We start from the raw sequence: 16,466 nt of genomic DNA on the forward strand, positions 1-16,466 counted from the left end.
TCAGGTGTGTAAGCGCAGTAATGCGTTCAGCTAACTGATACTAATTGCCCGTAAGGCTTGATCCTATAACAAGTCTGCCTTGTAGATCGGCGCCGTGCGACAGCACTGGCCGCAGATCCAGAGCGACAAGTTGGATTCTCGTGTGTGATACACACAACTCAAAATTACTGCTTCTTCCCAGATTGGTCGCGTTGCCAAGCAACGTGACAACCCTCTTTGCCTGATGACCATAGCGAGTCGGTCCCACCCCTTCCCATCCCGAACAGGACCGTGAAACGACTCTACGCCGATGATAGTGCGGATTCCCGTGTGAAAGTAGGTAATCGTCAGGCTCCCTAAGCCAAGAACCCCCGCCCGAAAGGCGGGGGTTTTTGCATTTGCAGCGCAGAAATGCGCGATCTCACGGTTCTTCCATACCTTGCATGACGGCCTTACCCGTCAGCGCGCTCGCATCGAGCGTGGTGCCTGCGCCCCAATTCAATGCTTCGCCTGCGCCCCATTGACTTCCCGCCGAAACGCCCCCGGGCTCGTCCCCGTCCATTTCCGGAACGCACGATGAAACGCACTGGGCTCGGTAAAACCGAGTTCCGCCGCGATTTCCGCGACGCTGAGCGTTTGTCCGCGCAGCAGCGACTGGGCCAGCGCGCCGCGCAGTTCGTCCTTGATCGACGCGAAGCTCTGCCCCTCGCTGCGCAGGCGTCGCCGCAGCGTCGCGGGCGTCGTGCCGAGGCGCACGGCCAGCGTGTCGAAGTCCGGCCACTCGCTGGCCGGCAGCGCCTTCAGTCGTGCGCGCGTCTTCGCCACCCAGCCGGTGTCGTGCCGATAGCGCACGAGCAGGTTGCCGGGCGCGCCGCGCAGGAAGGTCTTCAGCGCCTGCCCGGAGCGGATCGTCGGCAGCGCGAGGTACGCGGCGTTGAACGCGAGCCGGCTGTCGGGGCGGTCGAAATGCACGGGCACACCGAAGAACTGGTGGTAGTCACCGCGCTGGTCGGGGCTCCGGCACGCGAAATCGATGCGCTGCAGCGGAATGCGCCGGCCGATCAGCCAGCAGGCGACGCCGAGCAGGATCAGCCAGAACGTCCGGTAAGCGAACGCCGAATACGGTGCGCCTGCCTGCGTGAGGACGATCTGCGCCTGGCCGTCGGCGACCACGAGCTCGCCGTGCGGTTCGTCGAGCACGACACGCAGGAACTGCAGCGCACGCCGCAGCGCCTTCTCGAGCGTGCCCGCGTGCAGCACGGCATGGCACAGCAGCGTGAAGCTGCCGCGCCGCATCGGGCGGGCCGCGAGCCCGAAGAATTCGTCATCGATCGCGCTGGCGATCGCCAGCCACAACCGGCCGTATTGCTGCGGTGTGACGGGCTCGCGCACGGCGGCCGGCAGGCCGGCGGCACGCAGCACGGCCTCGGTCGGCATCCGCCGACGGCGCAGGCTCTCGAGCGCATCCTCGACGAAACCCGGCGAGATCATCTGCGGCCCCATTTTTTCATGTCCTCCAGACATGGCAAAAGCGATCACGATTCTAGATTCTGTTTGTCATTGATTGCAATGTGACGGCTGTCTACCATCATCGATATACCCCGGTTCGCCGGCGGTCATAACGAACAGGAGACACGCATGCGTGATGGAGCAACCGCCCGGGTGGTGCCGGCCTACGCCGACGCCGTGGCCGGCTTCCGTATCGAGACCGCCGCCGCACATCTGCACGGCGACCTGCAGCAGGGCCTGAACGCCTGCGTGGAATGCTGCGACCGGCATGCGGCGGCGGATCCGGATGCGATCGCGCTCGACTGGATCGACGTCGGCGGCCGGCACCGCAGCTTCACGTTCGCGCAGATGCAGGCGCTGTCGGCGCGGGTCGCGAACCTGCTGGTCGAGGAGGGCGTGAAGCCGGGCGACGTGGTCGCCGGCCTGTTGCCGCGCACGCCCGAACTCGTCGCGACGATCCTCGGCACGTGGCGCGCAGGCGCCGTCTATCAGCCGCTCTTCACCGCGTTCGGACCGAAGGCGATCGAGCACCGGCTGCGCATGAGCGATGCGCGTCTGGTCGTCACCAACATCGCGAATCGCGCGAAGCTCGACGAGATCGTGGATTGCCCGCGGGTCGCGACGGTGCGCGAGGCGGGCGACGCGCTGCCGGCGCGCGACATCGATTTCCGTGCGGCGCTCGACGCGCAGTCCGCGCTATTCGAACCGGTGCCGCGCAAGGGCACCGACCTGTTCATGATGATGTCGACGTCGGGCACGACTGGCCTGCCGAAGGGCGTGCCGGTGCCGCTGCGCGCGCTGCTCGCGTTCGGCGCATACATGCGCGACGCGGTGGACCTGCGCGCCGGCGATCGTTTCTGGAACATCGCCGATCCGGGCTGGGCATACGGCCTCTACTACGCGATCACGGGCCCGCTGCTGCTCGGCCACGCCACGACGCTGTACGAGGGCGGCTTCACGGTCGACAGCACCTACGACGTGATCGAACGGCTCGGCATCACGAGCCTCGCCGGTTCGCCGACCGCGTACCGGATGCTGATGGCGGCCGGCACGGAAGCGGCATCGCGCCTGAAAGGGCAGCTGCGGGTCGTCAGCAGCGCGGGCGAACCGCTGAATCCGGAAGTCGTGCGGTGGTTCCACGCGGCGCTCGGTGCGCCGATCTACGATCACTACGGCCAGACCGAGCTTGGCATGGTCGTGAACAATCATCACGGGCTCGCGCACGTCGTCCATGCCGGTTCGGCCGGCCTCGCGATGCCCGGCTATCGCGTCGCGGTGCTCGACGACACCGGTCGCGAACTCGGCCCCGGCGAGCCCGGCAACCTCGCGATCGACATCGCGCGCTCGCCGCTGCTGTGGTTCTCCGGTTACTGGCAGCAGGACACGCCGGCGATCGCGGGCGGCTACTACCGGACCGGCGACAACGTCGAGCTCGAGCCGGACGGCACCGTGAGCTTCATCGGCCGCGCGGACGACGTGATCACGTCGTCCGGCTACCGGATCGGCCCGTTCGACGTGGAAAGCGCGTTGATCGAGCATCCGGCCGTCAGCGAGGTCGCGGTGATCGGCGTGCCGGACCCGGAGCGCACGGAGATCGTCAAGGCGTTCGTCGTGCTGTCGAAGGGCTTCGACGGCACGCCGGCGCTGGCCGACGAACTCAGCCAGCACGTGAAGCGACGGCTGTCGGCCCACGCCTATCCGCGCGCGATCGAGTTCGTCGACGCGCTGCCGAAAACCCCGAGCGGCAAGATCCAGCGCTTCGTGCTGCGCAAGATGGAAGCCGAGAAGGTCGCTCAATCCTGACTATCGAATACTGACTACGGACTGCGAATGAACATCAAGGATCGCGTTTTTCTGATTACGGGCGCCGGCTCGGGCCTCGGTGCCGCGGTGGCGCGCATGGTGGTCGCCGAAGGCGGCAACGCCGTGCTGCTGGACGTCAACGAAGACGCCGGCGCGAGCCTCGCGCACGAACTCGGCACATCCGCACGCTTCGTGAAGACCGACGTGACGAGCGAAGCCGACGGGCAGGCCGCCGTTGCCGCCGCGCGCGCCGCGTTCGGCCGCATCGATGCGCTCGTGAATTGCGCGGGCGTCGCACCGGGCGAGAAGGTGGTCGGCCGCGAAGGCCCGCATTCGCTCGAGCGCTTCGCACGTGCGGTATCGATCAACCTGGTCGGCACGTTCAACATGATCCGGTTGGCGGCGGATGCGATGTCGAAACAGGACGCCGACGCGGAAGGCGAGCGTGGCGTGATCGTCAACACCGCGTCGGTCGCGGCGTTCGACGGACAGATCGGGCAGGCCGCGTATGCGGCATCGAAGAGCGGCGTGGTGGGCATGACGCTGCCGATCGCGCGCGAACTCGCGCGGTTCGGCATTCGCGTGGTGACGATCGCGCCGGGCATCTTCGCGACGCCGATGATGGCCGGCATGCCGCAGGACGTGCAGGACGCGCTCGGCAAGAGCGTGCCGTTCCCGCCGCGGCTCGGCCGCCCCGAAGAATTCGCGGCGCTGGTGCGCCACGTCGCCGAGAATACGATGCTGAACGGCGAAGTCATCCGTCTCGATGGCGCGCTGCGCATGGCACCGCGCTGACACTGGAGGAATGCAATCATGACGACACAGGATCCGATCGTAATCGTCGGCGCGGCACGCACGCCGATGGGTGGTTTTCAGGGCGACCTGGCCGCGGCCAGCGCGAGCGAGCTCGGCGCGGTGGCGATCCGCGCGGCGCTCGAGCGCGCGAACGTGCCCGCGGAGCGCATCGACGAAATCGTGTTCGGCTGCGTGCTGCCGGCCGGCCAGGGTCAGGCGCCGGCGCGGCAGGCCGCGCTGAAGGCCGGCTTGCCGCTGGGTACGGGCGCGACCACGGTCAACAAGATGTGCGGCTCCGGGATGAAGGCCGCGATGTTCGCGCACGACCTGCTGCTGGCCGGATCGGCGGACGTGGCGGTCGCGGGCGGGATGGAGAGCATGACGAATGCGCCGTACCTGCTGCCGAAGGCGCGCGCGGGAATGCGCATGGGGCACGGCCAGGTGCTCGACCACATGTTCCTCGACGGGCTCGAGGACGCGTACGACAAGGGCCGGCTGATGGGCACGTTCGCGGAGGATTGCGCGCAGGCTTACCAGTTCACGCGCGAGGAGCAGGACGCGTTCGCGATCGCGTCGCTGACGCGCGCGCAACGCGCGATCGCGGAAGGGCGCTTCGTGTCGGAGATCGCGCCGGTGACGGTGAAGGCCGGCAAGACGGAAGCCGTCGTGTCGATCGACGAGCAGCCGGGCAAAGCGAAGCTCGACAAGATTCCGACGCTCAAGCCGGCGTTCCGCGAAGGCGGCACGGTGACGGCCGCCAATTCGTCGTCGATTTCCGACGGTGCGGCCGCGCTCGTGATGATGCGCCGCTCGGAAGCAGACCGGCTCGGCCTCGCGCCGAAGGCGGTGATCGTCGGGCATTCGACCTACGCGAACAAGCCGGGGCTGTTCGCGACGGCGCCGATCGGCGCGATCCGCAAGCTGTCGGAGAAAACAGGCTGGAACCTGCGCGACGTCGACCTGTTCGAGATCAACGAAGCGTTTGCGGTGGTTGCGATGGCCGCGATGCGCGATCTCGACCTGTCGCACGACAAGGTGAACGTGCACGGCGGCGCGTGCGCGCTCGGCCATCCGATCGGCGCATCGGGCGCACGCGTGATGGTGACGCTGCTGGCCGCGCTCGAAGCGTATGGGCTCAAGCGCGGCGTCGCGTCGCTGTGCATCGGCGGCGGCGAGGCGACGGCGATCGCGATCGAGCGCGTCGCGTAACGCGCGCCGGGAGGACGCAGGCGGTCTGGCCCGGCGCCATACCGCCGCATCGGCGAAGCGCGTCACGCGCGCTTCGCCGAACCCGCCGTCATTCGACCGTTTCGCCTTTCGCCTGCAGGTCGGCGTGATAGGACGAGCGCACCATCGGCCCCGATGCGACCTGGCTGAACCCGAGCGCAAGCGCGCGCTGCCGCAACTGCGCGAATTCCGCGGGTGGAACGAAGCGCTTCACGGGCAGGTGGTGGCGGGTCGGCTGCAGATACTGGCCGAGGGTCAGCATGTCGACACCATGCGCGCGCAAGTCGCGCATCACCTGTTCGACCTCGTCGATCTCTTCGCCCAGGCCCAGCATCAGGCCCGACTTGGTCGGCACGTTCGGCGCCGCGGACCTGAATGCCTGCAGCAGGCCCAGCGAGTGCCGGTAGTCGGCGCCCGGCCGCGCCTCGCGATACAAGCGCGGCACGGTTTCCAGATTATGGTTGAACACGTCCGGCGGGGATGCCGCGAGCAGGTTCAGCGCGACCTCGTGCCTGCCGCGAAAATCCGGCGTCAGCGCCTCGATCCGGAGTGCCGGGTCGATCCCGCGTGCGGCGCCGATGCAGGCCGCAAAGTGTGCGGCGCCGCCGTCGCGCAGGTCGTCGCGATCGACCGACGTGATCACCACGTACTTGAGCCTCATCGCTGCGATCGTTTCGGCGAGTCGTGCCGGCTCGTCCGGATCGAGCGGAAGCGGGCGGCCGTGTCCGACATCGCAGAACGGACAACGCCGTGTACAGATGGCGCCCATGATCATGAAGGTCGCCGTGCCGTGAGCGAAGCACTCGCCGAGATTCGGGCAACCGGCTTCCTCGCATACCGTATGCAGCTTCTGCTCGCGCAGGACCTTCTTGAGCGCCATCACCTCGCGCGAGCCGGGAAAGGCGGCACGAATCCATTCAGGCTTGCGCGGCATGTCGGCCGGTTCGGTCGCGACGATCCTCACGGGGATGCGAGCCATTTTTTCGGCGGCGGAGAGCCGGGTTCCGGCGGCCATCGGCGTGTTGCGGATATTCGTGTTCGCCATGGCTTACCCGCGGTAGTAGCGTTGCGCGACGAACGGGGTTCTCGCGACTTCCATCGGAACCGGTTTGCCGCGGACGATCGCATGCAGTGCCGTGCCCGGTGTCGCGAATTCGGCCGCGACATGGCCGATGGCCACCGGGCCGCCGTACGTCGGACCGAAGCCGCCGCTCGTCACCGTGCCGATCGAGCGCCCGTCGGCGTCGACGATGTCGGCGCCCTCGCGCACCGGCACCCGGTCTTTCACGACGAAGCCGACGCGTCTTCTTTTCACGCCCTCGGCGATCTGCCGCGCGACGACATCCGCGCCGGGATAGCCGCCGGCGCGTGCACCGCCAGGGCGTCGCACTTTCGAGAGGGCCCACAGCAGCCCGCCTTCGATCGGCGTGGTGCCGGTGTCGATGTCGTGGCCGTACAGGCACAGGCCGGCTTCGAGACGCAGCGAATCGCGCGCGCCGAGACCGATCGGCTCGACGGCAGGGTCGGCCAGCAGCAGGCGTGCTAGCGCTTCCGCCCGATCGGCCGGCACGGAGATCTCGTAGCCGTCCTCGCCGGTGTAGCCGGAGCGGCTGACCATGCACGCCGCGCCGGCCAGCTCGACACGCGTGCTTTGCATGAAGACCAGTTCGGCCAGGCGGGGCGCCAGGCGCGCCAGAATCGACGCGGCGGCCGGCCCTTGCAGGGCGAGCAGCGCGCGGTCGGCCAGCTCGACGACGTTACAGCGGTGGCCGATCCGTTCCCTCAGATGGCGGAGGTCGCGGTCCTTGCACGCGGCGTTGACGACCGCGATCAGCTCGGCGTCGCCGAGGCGGGTGATCATCAGGTCGTCGAGAATGCCGCCTTGCTCGTTCGTGAACAACGCGTAGCGCTGCATGCCCGGCGGGAGGTCGATCACGTCGACCGGCACCAGCGTTTCGAGCGCGGCGGCGGCATCCGGGCCCGACAGCAGCACCTGTCCCATGTGCGAGACATCGAACAGCCCGGCCTGCTCGCGCGTGTGAAGATGCTCTTTGAGGATGCCGAGCGGGTACTGGACGGGCATTTCGTACCCGGCGAACGGAACCATCTTCGCGCCGAGCTCGACGTGAAGGTCGTGAAGTGGAGTACGGGAAAGTGGGATCGTCATCGTTGTTCCGGATCAACAGGATTTTAGGAGATCGCGCGCGGCACAGCTTCGGAGTACGGAATGAACGACTGGAACGATCCCGTATCCGGAGGCGTGTCCCGTTCTCCGGAGCGACGTCGAAGTCGCTCCCGAAGAACGGTCGGGCAATGGCCCGAGCGGCCGTTACTTGCCGTATACCGGGAATGCGCCGCACAGTTCGGCGACGTGTCGCCGAACGCGGTCGATGACCGACGGGTTCTCGATATCGGCCAGGATGTCGCAGATCCAGCCGGCCACCGCGCGCGCTTCCGCTTCCCTGAAACCGCGGCTCGTCACGGCAGGCGTGCCGATGCGAATGCCGCTGGTGACGAACGGGCTCTGCGGGTCGTCGGGCACCGCGTTCTTGTTCACGGTGATGTGCGCGCGGCCCAGCGCCGCATCGGCCGCCTTGCCGGTCAGCCCCTGGCGGATCAGGCTGACGAGGAACAGGTGATTGTCCGTTCCGCCGGAGACGATGTCGAAGCCGCGTTTGACGAACGTATCGGCCATGGCCCGGGCGTTGGCGACCACCTGCTGCTGATGGATCCGGAACCCGGGCGACAGCGCTTCCTTGAACGCAACGGCCTTGGCGGCGATGACATGCATCAGCGGGCCGCCCTGGATGCCGGGGAACACGACGGAATTGAGCTTCTTCTCGATCTCCGGGTTCGTCCGGGCGAGAATCAGGCCCCCGCGCGGGCCGCGCAACGTCTTGTGGGTCGTCGTGGTGACGACGTCCGCGTGCGGCAGCGGATTCGGGTACGCGCCGGCCGCCACCAGGCCCGCGACGTGGGCCATGTCGACGAACAGGTATGCGCCGATGGCGTCGGCGATCTGCCGGAAGCGCGCCCAGTCCACCACGCGGGAATAGGCGGAGAAGCCGGCCGTGATCAGTTTCGGCCGGTGCGCGGTCGCCAGCGCCTCGACCTGGTCGTAATCGATCTCGCCGGTTTTCGCGTTCAGGCCGTACTGCACCGCACGATAGAGCTTGCCCGAGAAATTCACATGCGCGCCATGCGTCAGGTGACCGCCGTGCGCGAGGCTCATGCCGAGTATCGTGTCGTGCGGCTCGAGCAGTGCCATGTAGACGGCGGCGTTGGCCTGGCTGCCGGAATGAGGCTGCACGTTCGCGTAGTCGGCACCGAACAGCGCCTTTGCGCGATCGATCGCCAGCTGCTCGACAACGTCGACGAATTCACAGCCGCCGTAGTAGCGCTTGCCCGGATAGCCCTCGGCATACTTGTTGGTCAGCACCGAGCCTTGCGCCTGCAGCACGCGCGGGCTCGTGTAGTTTTCCGAAGCGATGAGCTCGATATGGTCTTCCTGGCGAATGCGCTCGCGTTCCATCGCCGTCCACAGTTCGTCATCGAAGCCTTCGATCCGCATGTCTTTGCTGAACATTTTTCCTTCTCCTGGTATCGGTGCGGCGCGCACGTCGGGTGCGCGGCCGCTCAAGCAGGGTTGAGTGTCGTTACGAGTGGGTCGGCCGGCGCGTCACGATCGATACGCTTCCATCGGCGGACACGAGCACACGAGGTTGCGGTCGCCGTAGACGTTGTCGACCCGCGAAACCGGCGGCCAGTACTTGCCGCCTGCCGTCGCCGCGACGCCGAGCGGATAGACGGCCTGTTCGCGCGAATACGCGTGAGGCCAGTCGCCCACGAGTTCGGCCGCCGTGTGCGGCGCGTGCTTGAGCGGATTGTCTTCGGCATCCAGCGTGCCCGCTTCCACGGCTGCGATTTCGGCGCGGATCGCGATCATCGCGTCGATGAACCGGTCGAGTTCGGCCTTCGATTCCGATTCGGTCGGCTCGATCATCAGCGTGCCGGCGACCGGGAAGCTCATGGTCGGCGCGTGGAAGCCGAAATCGATCAGGCGCTTGGCGACGTCGTCGACGCTGATGCCGCTGCTGTCCTTCAACGGCCGCAGGTCGATGATGCATTCGTGCGCGACGCGGCCGTTCGGCCCCGTATAGAGAATCGGGTAGTGTGGCGAGAGGCGCGCGGCGATGTAGTTGGCGTTGAGGATCGCCACCTCGGTTGCACGCTGCAACCCGCGCGACCCCATCAACGTGATGTAGGTCCAAGTGATCGGCAGGATGCTCGCGCTGCCGAGCGGCGCCGCGGACACCGCACCGATCCCCGGCACGCTGCCCTCCCGATGCCCGGGCAGGAACGGCGCGAGATGCGCCTTGACGCCGATCGGGCCGACGCCGGGGCCGCCGCCGCCGTGCGGGATGCAGAAGGTCTTGTGCAGGTTCAGGTGGGACACGTCGCCGCCAAACGCGCCCGGCCGGGCGAGGCCGACCAGCGCGTTCATGTTGGCGCCGTCGATGTAGACCTGGCCGCCGTGCGCATGGACGATGTCGCAGGCGTCGCGTACGCGGGCCTCGAACACGCCGTGGGTCGACGGATAGGTGATCATGATCGCGGCCAGCCGGCTGTCGTACCGGGCGGCCTTGGCGGCGAGGTCCTCGATGTCGACGTTGCCGTCGTCGTCGCAGTCGACGACGACGACCTGCATGCCGGCCATCTGTGCGGATGCCGGGTTCGTGCCGTGCGCCGACGACGGAATCAGGCAGATGTCGCGCCGTGCCTCGCCGCGGCTCGCGTGATACGCGCGGATCGCGAGCAGGCCCGCGTATTCGCCTTGCGAGCCCGCATTCGGCTGCAGCGACACCGCATCGTATCCGGTGATCGTGCACAGCATTGCCTCGAGTTCCCGCGCCAGCACGCGATAGCCGTCGGCCTGTTCGGCCGGTGCGAACGGATGCAGCCGGGCGAACGCCGGCCACGTGATCGGCATCATTTCCACGGTGGCGTTCAGCTTCATCGTGCAGCTGCCGAGTGGAATCATCGTGCGGTCGAGCGCGAGATCCTGGTCGGCGAGCCGGCGCAGGTAGCGCAGCATTTGCGTTTCCGAATGGTGGCTGTTGAACGCCGGGTGCGTGAGGAAGGCGCTCCGGCGCAGCAGGGGGGCAGGCAACGCATCGGCGGTGGCGGCGTCGACGGCCGCGAAGTCGGGAACGGCGCGCCCTTCGGAGAAGATCGACCAGAGCATGACGATATCGTCGGACGTGGTCGTCTCGTCGAGCGAGATGCCGATCCGGCGCGCGTCGATGGCGCGCAGGTTGACCCGGCGGGCCCGTGCCGCCGCGTGCACGGCATCGGTGCGAATGCCGCTGTCGACGGCGATGGTGTCGAAGCAGTATTCGGTTGGCACGGCATGGCCGAGCCGGCGCAGGCCAGCGGCCAGGATCGCGGTGAGGCGGTGGATGCGGCGCGCGATCGCGGTCAGTCCGTGCGGGCCGTGATAGGCCGCGTAGAAGCCGGCGATATTGGCGAGCAGTACTTGCGCGGTGCAGATATTGCTGGTGGCCTTTTCGCGCCGGATGTGCTGTTCGCGCGTCTGCATCGCGAGGCGCAGCGCCGGGCGGCCGTGCGCGTCGATCGACATGCCGACCAGTCGTCCCGGCATCGTGCGCCTGAACGTGTCGCGCGTCGCGAAATAACCGGCGTGCGGGCCGCCGTAACCCAGCGGCACGCCGAAGCGCTGCGTGGTGCCGACCGCCACGTCGGCGCCGAATTCGCCCGGCGGCGCGAGCAGGGTCAGCGCGAGCAGGTCGGCGGCGACCACGGCCAGCGCGCCGTTCGCATGCAGGGTGCCGACCACGTCGCGGTAATCATGGATGTCGCCGAAGGTGCCCGGATATTGCAGCAGCGCGGCGAAACAGCCGGTGGCGGACAGATCGCGGCGCGGATCTCCGACGACGATCTCGATGCCGAGCGGCTCCGCGCGCGTGCGAACGATCTCGATCGTCTGCGGATGGCAATCATGTGCGACGAAGAAGATCCGGCTGTCCGACCGGGCGAGGCGCCGGCAGAACGTCATCGCCTCGGCGGCCGCGGTGCCTTCGTCGAGCATCGACGCGTTGGCGATCTCGAGGCCGGTCAGGTCGGCGATCATGGTCTGGAAGTTGAGCAGCGCCTCCAGGCGGCCTTGCGAGATTTCCGGCTGGTACGGCGTGTAGGCCGTGTACCAGGCCGGATTTTCCAGCACGTTGCGCTGAATGACCGGTGGCGTGTGGGTGTCGTGGTATCCCATGCCGATGAACGAGCGGAACACCTGGTTGCGGCCTGCCAGTGCAGCCAGCCGGTCCAGCGCGTCGGCTTCGGTGCAGCCGGGAGGCAGGGCGAGCGGGGCATCGCTGCGGATCGCCGCGGGGACGACCTGTTTCACCAGCTCGTCGACGGAGTCCACGCCGAGCACGGCCAGCATCGCGGCCTGTTCGTCGGCATCGGGGCCGATGTGGCGGCGGACGAACGACGCGCGCTGCGCGACGGAATCGAATGCGTTCATGGCCGTCTCCGTCATTCGCCGATATAGGCGCGATACGCGGCGGCATCCATCAACCCGGTCAGCTGCTCCGGGCTGTCGATGCGCATCCTGAAGAACCAGCCATCGCATTCCGCCGAATCGTTGACGAGGCTCGGCGTGTCGCCCAGGGCGGCGTTCGCTTCCAGCACGGTGCCGGATACCGGCATCTTGACCTCGCCGGCGGCCTTGACCGATTCGACGGTGGCGGCCTCGTCGTACTGGGCAAAGGCGTCGCCTTCGTTTGGCAGTGCGACATAAACCAGATCGCCCAGCTGCGATTGCGCGTGGTCGGTAATGCCGACGGTGGCGCTGCCGTCGTCTTCGACGCGCAGCCATTCATGGGATTCGGTGTATCGGACCTCGCTCATATGCTCTCTTCCTGACAGGGTTGCGTTGAGTGATGCGGCACACGCAAGCCGGAAGTGCACGGGCGGGAGGATGACCGACGAGTCGGCATCCGGACGAGACCGGGGCATTCCAGGCTGCGTGCCTGATGCCCCCTCTGTCCGTTTGCCTGAGAGATTGCGCGCCCCGGCGGGGCGCTTCTCCTTCGGCGAGGCTTGGTCGACGACCAGAGGCCTACTCTCCAGAGCGCTAATCGATGCGTCAGTCCTTTTGCCTGAGAGTTTCTGGGGCGATTCCCCTTCGGCGCCGCCGGACGGCGGTCTCTCCTGACACATCCCGATAGCTGGCGACAATCTAGTCGCACGCCCGCGGCGGTGTCAACACCCCATTCGACCGCCCATGCGGCGAGGCAGATGCCGCGGCACGGCGCAGGCGCGCCGAAAACGGCGCGCGGCATGGCGGAGCAAGGCCGCGCGGCGATCGCGGCCGGTCGATACTTCGGTGGAGACCGAAATGAATATCCGATATCGACTATCTGTCCGCCGGCGGGGGGCGGTTGCCCGACTGGGCCATCAGGTCGTCGAGGAACGCGCGAAGCACGGTCGGCTGCGCGGCGCCGCGGCGCGTGATCGACGAGAACGGCCACGCGGACGTGAGCTGTTCCGCGGCGAGCTGGCGCATCTGGCCGGCGTCGACCCACTGTCTCGCGTAGTGCCGCGGCAGAAAGCCGATGTAAGCGCCCGTCAGGATCAGGATCGCCTGTGCCTCGACATTGTCGACGGTCGCGGCCGCGCTGCCGCTCTCGAGCAATTGCAGGTCGCGCTGCTGCAGGAACGCGCGCGCGACCACCTGGCTTTGCCGGACGCGCTCGATCAGCGCGTCGCCGGTGGCGTCGGTCGAGAACAGCGGATGGTAGCGGCTGCAGTAGAGGCCGTCGGGCTCCTCGTACAGCTGCGTGTAGGACAGGCCGGCGACGGTGAGCGGGAAGTGGCCGATCGCGAGGTGCAGCCGCCCGTCGAGCACGCGCTCCTCGAGCTCGGCCGGCGTGCCGATGTAGATGTCGAGCTGGACGTCGTGACCGCGCGAGACGAACCGGCGCAGCGCGAGCGGCAGGATGCTGTCGGTGTCGGTGACCGTGTTGTCGATGATGCCGAGATGAAGCCGGCCCGAGATGCGCTGCTTGAGCGCGTGTGTGTCCATGCAGAACGCTTCCACCGCGAGCGCGAGGCGCTGCGCGGATTCGTAGGTCGCGACGCCGTGTTCCGTCAGACGAAAGCCGCTGCGGCCGCGTTCGCACAATTTGACGCCGAGGCGCGTTTCGAGGCTGGTCATCTGCTCGCTGATGGTCGACTGGCTTACGTTCAGCGCGGCCTGCGCGGCGGAGAAACCGCCGCATTTCACGATGGTCATGAAAATCCTGAGCAGTTTCAGGTCGATGTCCTGCAGCTGTTTCACGTTCCGTTCTCCTCCGTCCGTCACATCGGAATATCCGATATGGACATCTGATGCCTGCTATTTTTCCGGAAAAAATTTTTGCCCATAGTGACCGCAAAGGCAAGCGCATGGACGGCCGTGCGCCGAAGACGAATCCGCATACAGATGGAGACGGAGACAATGCAGAACAACAGCTATGAAAAGGGCAGGCTCAACCTGCCGTTCGTCGGTCACTGCACCTTTGCGAAGGCGCCGGTGTGTCTCGACTGGGAGAACATCGACGCGGACGTCGCGATCCTGGGTGCGCCCAACGACATGGGCACCCAGTGGCGCTCGGGCGCGCGCTTCGGCCCGCGCGGCATTCGCGAGGCGTCGACGCTGTTTTCGTTCGGGCACGCGGGCGCCTACGATCACGAAGACGACGTGCTCTACCTGACCGAGGACCAGGTTCGCATGGTGGACGTCGGCGATGCGGACATCGTGCACACCGACATGGCCACGAGCAATGCGAACATCGAACTGGCCGTGCGCAAGATTCTCGCCGGCGGGGCGATGCCGGTAGTGCTCGGCGGCGATCATTCGGTGCATGCGCCGGTGATCAAGGCGTTCGAAGGCCGCGGGCCGATTCACATCGTGCATTTCGATGCGCACCTCGACTTCGTCGACGAACGCCACGGCGTGCGATACGGACACGGCAACCCGCTGCGCCGGGCCTCCGAGATGGACCATATCGCCGGCATGACGCAGCTCGGCATCCGCAACGTCTCGTCATCCAACCGCAGCGACTATGACGCGGCCCGTGCCGCGGGTTCCAACATCCTGTCCGTGCGCGATGTCCGGCGCCTCGGCACCGACGGCGTGCTCGAGCAGATTCCGCAGCGCGGCGCCTACTACATCACGATCGACATCGACGGCTTCGATCCGTCGATCGCGCCGGGAACCGGCACGCCGAGCCACGGCGGTTTCCAGTACTACGAAGTGCTCGAGATCATCCAGGCGCTCGCGAAGCGCAGCCACGGAAGCATCGTCGGCATGGACCTGGTGGAAGTGGCGCCGGCTTACGATCCGACCGGCACGACGTCGATCCTGGCCGCGCAACTGCTGATGAACAGCATCGGTTTCATTTTCCACGCGCGCAGCCTGGCCCGCGCCCGCTGAGACATTCATATCAGGAATCGGGCGCGACGTCTCGCGGGACGCCCGAAGTCACTACCGTACGGCCCGGGGGACCTCGCCGAGAGGCGCCGGGCAGGCTATCAAGGAAGATCAACATGGATGCCGTAGTCGCGCAATATCTCGATCGTCACGATGTTTCCCAGGCGACCCGCAACTTTCTCGCCAGGCCGATGAAGATGTTCATCGGCGGCGCGTGGGTGGACGGCAGCGACGGCCAGTTCAGCGCCGTCACCGAGCCGTCGACCGAGGGCGTCATCACGCAGATTCCGTTCGCGACGCCGGCCGATCTCGACCGTGCCGTCGCCGCCGCCCGCCACCAGTTCGATCACGGCGAATGGCGCCGCCTCAAGCCGCTGGAGCGCGAGCGGCTGCTGCACCGGCTGGCCGACCTGATCGAGGTGCACGCGGACGAACTCGCGGAGATCGAGTCGATCGACATGGGCAAGTCCGTCGCGCAGGCCCGCGCGATCGATATCCAGGGCACGGTCGATACGTTCCGCTATTTCGCCGGCTGGGCATCCAAGCTGCACGGCCGCACGGTCGAGCCGTCGCTGCCGGGCAACTATCTGGCTTATACGCGCAAGGAGCCGATCGGTGTCGTGGGCGCGATCGTGCCGTGGAACTATCCGCTGCAGACCATGGCCTGGAAGCTGGCGGCCGCGCTGGCGGTCGGCTGCACGACGGTCGTGAAGCCGGCCGAACTCACGTCGCTGTCGACGCTGCGCTTTGCCGAACTGGTGCAGGAAGCCGGCATTCCGGACGGGGTGGTCAACATCGTGACCGGTCGCGGCAGTGTGATCGGCGCCGCGATGGCGAGCCACCCGGGCATCGACAAGCTGACCTTCACGGGTTCGACGCCGGTCGGGCGCGACGTCGGGCAGAACGCGGTGCGGCACATCAAGCGCGTGACGCTCGAACTCGGCGGGAAATCCCCGGTCATCGTGCTGGACGACGCCGATATCGATGCCGCCGCGCAGGCCGTGGCCAACGGCGTGTTCTTCAACTCCGGCCAGGTGTGCGACGCGGGCACGCGGGCCTACATCCACCGCGACATCCATGACCGTTTCCTCGCGGCGCTCGCCGACTACACGGCGACGTTGAAGATCGCCCCCGGGCTGGATCGCGATTGCTTCATCAGCCCGCTCGTGTCGGCCAGGCAAAAGGACACGGTCCTGTCGTACATCGAATCCGGCATCCGGGAAGGCGCCGAATGCTACTACGGCGGCCGCGCCCATGCGGGCCCGGGGCACTTCGTCGAACCGACGATCTTCGCGCATTGCCGTCCCGACATGCGGATCGTCCGCGAGGAAATCTTCGGCCCGGTGCTCGTGACCGCGCCGTTCGACACGCTCGACGAGGCCGTGGCGCTCGCGAACGATTCGTCGTTCGGCCTGGCCGCCGCGATCTACTCGAACGACCTGGGCCGCGTGCACGGCCTGATTCCGCGGTTGCAGGCGGGCACGGTCTATGTGAATGCGCACAGCACCATCGATCCGGCGCTGCCGTTCGGCGGGTTCAAGACGTCCGGGTTCGGCAAGGACCTCGGGCCGGAACAGCTCGACTATCTGATGGAGACCAAGTCAGTCTGCATCACGCTTCCCTGACCGGTTGCACGTGATGTGCCGCCTTCGGCCGG

13 protein-coding genes, 1 rRNA gene and 1 riboswitch are annotated in these 16,466 nt (G+C 67.2%); of the genes, 7 read left to right on the forward strand and 7 right to left on the reverse strand.

Going from position 1 to position 16,466, the window contains the following annotated elements:
- Window positions 1–219 precede the first annotated feature (219 nt).
- A 5S ribosomal RNA gene (rrf, locus tag DID99_RS33175) occupies window positions 220–332 on the forward strand.
- A 145-nt stretch (window positions 333–477) separates the two neighbouring features.
- Here rrf and DID99_RS33180 read toward each other — a convergent pair.
- A complete protein-coding gene (locus DID99_RS33180; RefSeq protein WP_124668390.1) occupies window positions 478–1,482 on the reverse strand; it encodes an AraC family transcriptional regulator in 1,005 nt (334 codons plus the stop codon).
- A 135-nt stretch (window positions 1,483–1,617) separates the two neighbouring features.
- On the opposite strand from DID99_RS33180, the gene DID99_RS33190 reads away from it, so the two are divergent.
- The 3 genes from DID99_RS33190 to DID99_RS33200 are packed head-to-tail and all read left to right on the forward strand — an operon-like array spanning window position 1,618 to window position 5,295.
- The gene (locus DID99_RS33190) at window positions 1,618–3,291 is read left to right on the forward strand and encodes an acyl-CoA synthetase (RefSeq protein ID WP_124668391.1); all 1,674 of its coding nucleotides are present in this window, start codon (window positions 1,618–1,620) and stop codon (window positions 3,289–3,291) included.
- 27 nt (window positions 3,292–3,318) lie between these two features.
- The gene (locus DID99_RS33195; RefSeq protein ID WP_044847205.1) at window positions 3,319–4,086 is read left to right on the forward strand and encodes a 3-hydroxyacyl-CoA dehydrogenase; all 768 of its coding nucleotides are present in this window, start codon (window positions 3,319–3,321) and stop codon (window positions 4,084–4,086) included.
- Window positions 4,087–4,104: 18 nt separating this feature from the next.
- Window positions 4,105–5,295 (forward strand): acetyl-CoA C-acetyltransferase, encoded by a 1,191-nt coding sequence (locus DID99_RS33200; RefSeq protein WP_124523171.1) that lies wholly within the window; start codon window positions 4,105–4,107, stop codon window positions 5,293–5,295.
- A gap of 88 nt (window positions 5,296–5,383) precedes the next feature.
- Here DID99_RS33200 and lipA read toward each other — a convergent pair whose 3' ends face one another.
- The 6 genes from lipA to DID99_RS33230 form a co-directional block, all read right to left on the reverse strand.
- Window positions 5,384–6,358, reverse strand: a complete 975-nt coding sequence (gene lipA, locus DID99_RS33205; protein ID WP_124488499.1) for a lipoyl synthase — start codon at window positions 6,356–6,358, stop codon at window positions 5,384–5,386.
- A 3-nt stretch (window positions 6,359–6,361) separates the two neighbouring features.
- On the reverse strand, window positions 6,362–7,480 hold the full coding sequence (gene gcvT / locus DID99_RS33210; RefSeq protein ID WP_124523610.1) for a glycine cleavage system aminomethyltransferase GcvT: 1,119 nt from the start codon (window positions 7,478–7,480) through the stop codon (window positions 6,362–6,364).
- A gap of 162 nt (window positions 7,481–7,642) precedes the next feature.
- Window positions 7,643–8,899, reverse strand: a complete 1,257-nt coding sequence (glyA, locus tag DID99_RS33215) for a serine hydroxymethyltransferase (protein ID WP_124488501.1) — start codon at window positions 8,897–8,899, stop codon at window positions 7,643–7,645.
- A 93-nt stretch (window positions 8,900–8,992) separates the two neighbouring features.
- The gene (gene gcvP / locus DID99_RS33220) at window positions 8,993–11,872 is read right to left on the reverse strand and encodes an aminomethyl-transferring glycine dehydrogenase (protein WP_221623067.1); all 2,880 of its coding nucleotides are present in this window, start codon (window positions 11,870–11,872) and stop codon (window positions 8,993–8,995) included.
- Window positions 11,869–12,243: a glycine cleavage system protein GcvH gene (gcvH, locus tag DID99_RS33225; protein WP_124488503.1), complete on the reverse strand. Its 375-nt coding sequence runs from the start codon at window positions 12,241–12,243 to the stop codon at window positions 11,869–11,871. Before gcvH ends, gcvP begins: the two co-directional genes overlap by 4 nt.
- A gap of 229 nt (window positions 12,244–12,472) precedes the next feature.
- Window positions 12,473–12,559, reverse strand: a riboswitch (glycine riboswitch).
- Window positions 12,560–12,751: 192 nt separating this feature from the next.
- Window positions 12,752–13,675: a LysR family transcriptional regulator gene (locus tag DID99_RS33230; protein ID WP_059534474.1), complete on the reverse strand. Its 924-nt coding sequence runs from the start codon at window positions 13,673–13,675 to the stop codon at window positions 12,752–12,754.
- A gap of 50 nt (window positions 13,676–13,725) precedes the next feature.
- Between DID99_RS33230 and DID99_RS38080 the strand changes: the two genes are divergently transcribed.
- The 3 genes from DID99_RS38080 (at window position 13,726) to DID99_RS33240 (ending at window position 16,434) form a co-directional block, all read left to right on the forward strand.
- The gene (locus tag DID99_RS38080) at window positions 13,726–13,854 is read left to right on the forward strand and encodes a hypothetical protein (protein ID WP_260427325.1); all 129 of its coding nucleotides are present in this window, start codon (window positions 13,726–13,728) and stop codon (window positions 13,852–13,854) included.
- Window positions 13,835–14,812, forward strand: coding sequence for an agmatinase (speB, locus tag DID99_RS33235; RefSeq protein WP_124488504.1), 978 nt, complete (start codon window positions 13,835–13,837; stop codon window positions 14,810–14,812). The genes DID99_RS38080 and speB overlap by 20 nt, the downstream gene beginning before the upstream one ends.
- 113 nt (window positions 14,813–14,925) lie before the next feature.
- Window positions 14,926–16,434, forward strand: a complete 1,509-nt coding sequence (locus tag DID99_RS33240; RefSeq protein WP_124488505.1) for an aldehyde dehydrogenase — start codon at window positions 14,926–14,928, stop codon at window positions 16,432–16,434.
- Window positions 16,435–16,466 lie beyond the last annotated feature (32 nt).

Source organism: Burkholderia sp. Bp8986 (assembly GCF_003854225.1).
In the GTDB taxonomy this organism is placed as follows: Bacteria; Pseudomonadota; Gammaproteobacteria; order Burkholderiales; family Burkholderiaceae; genus Burkholderia.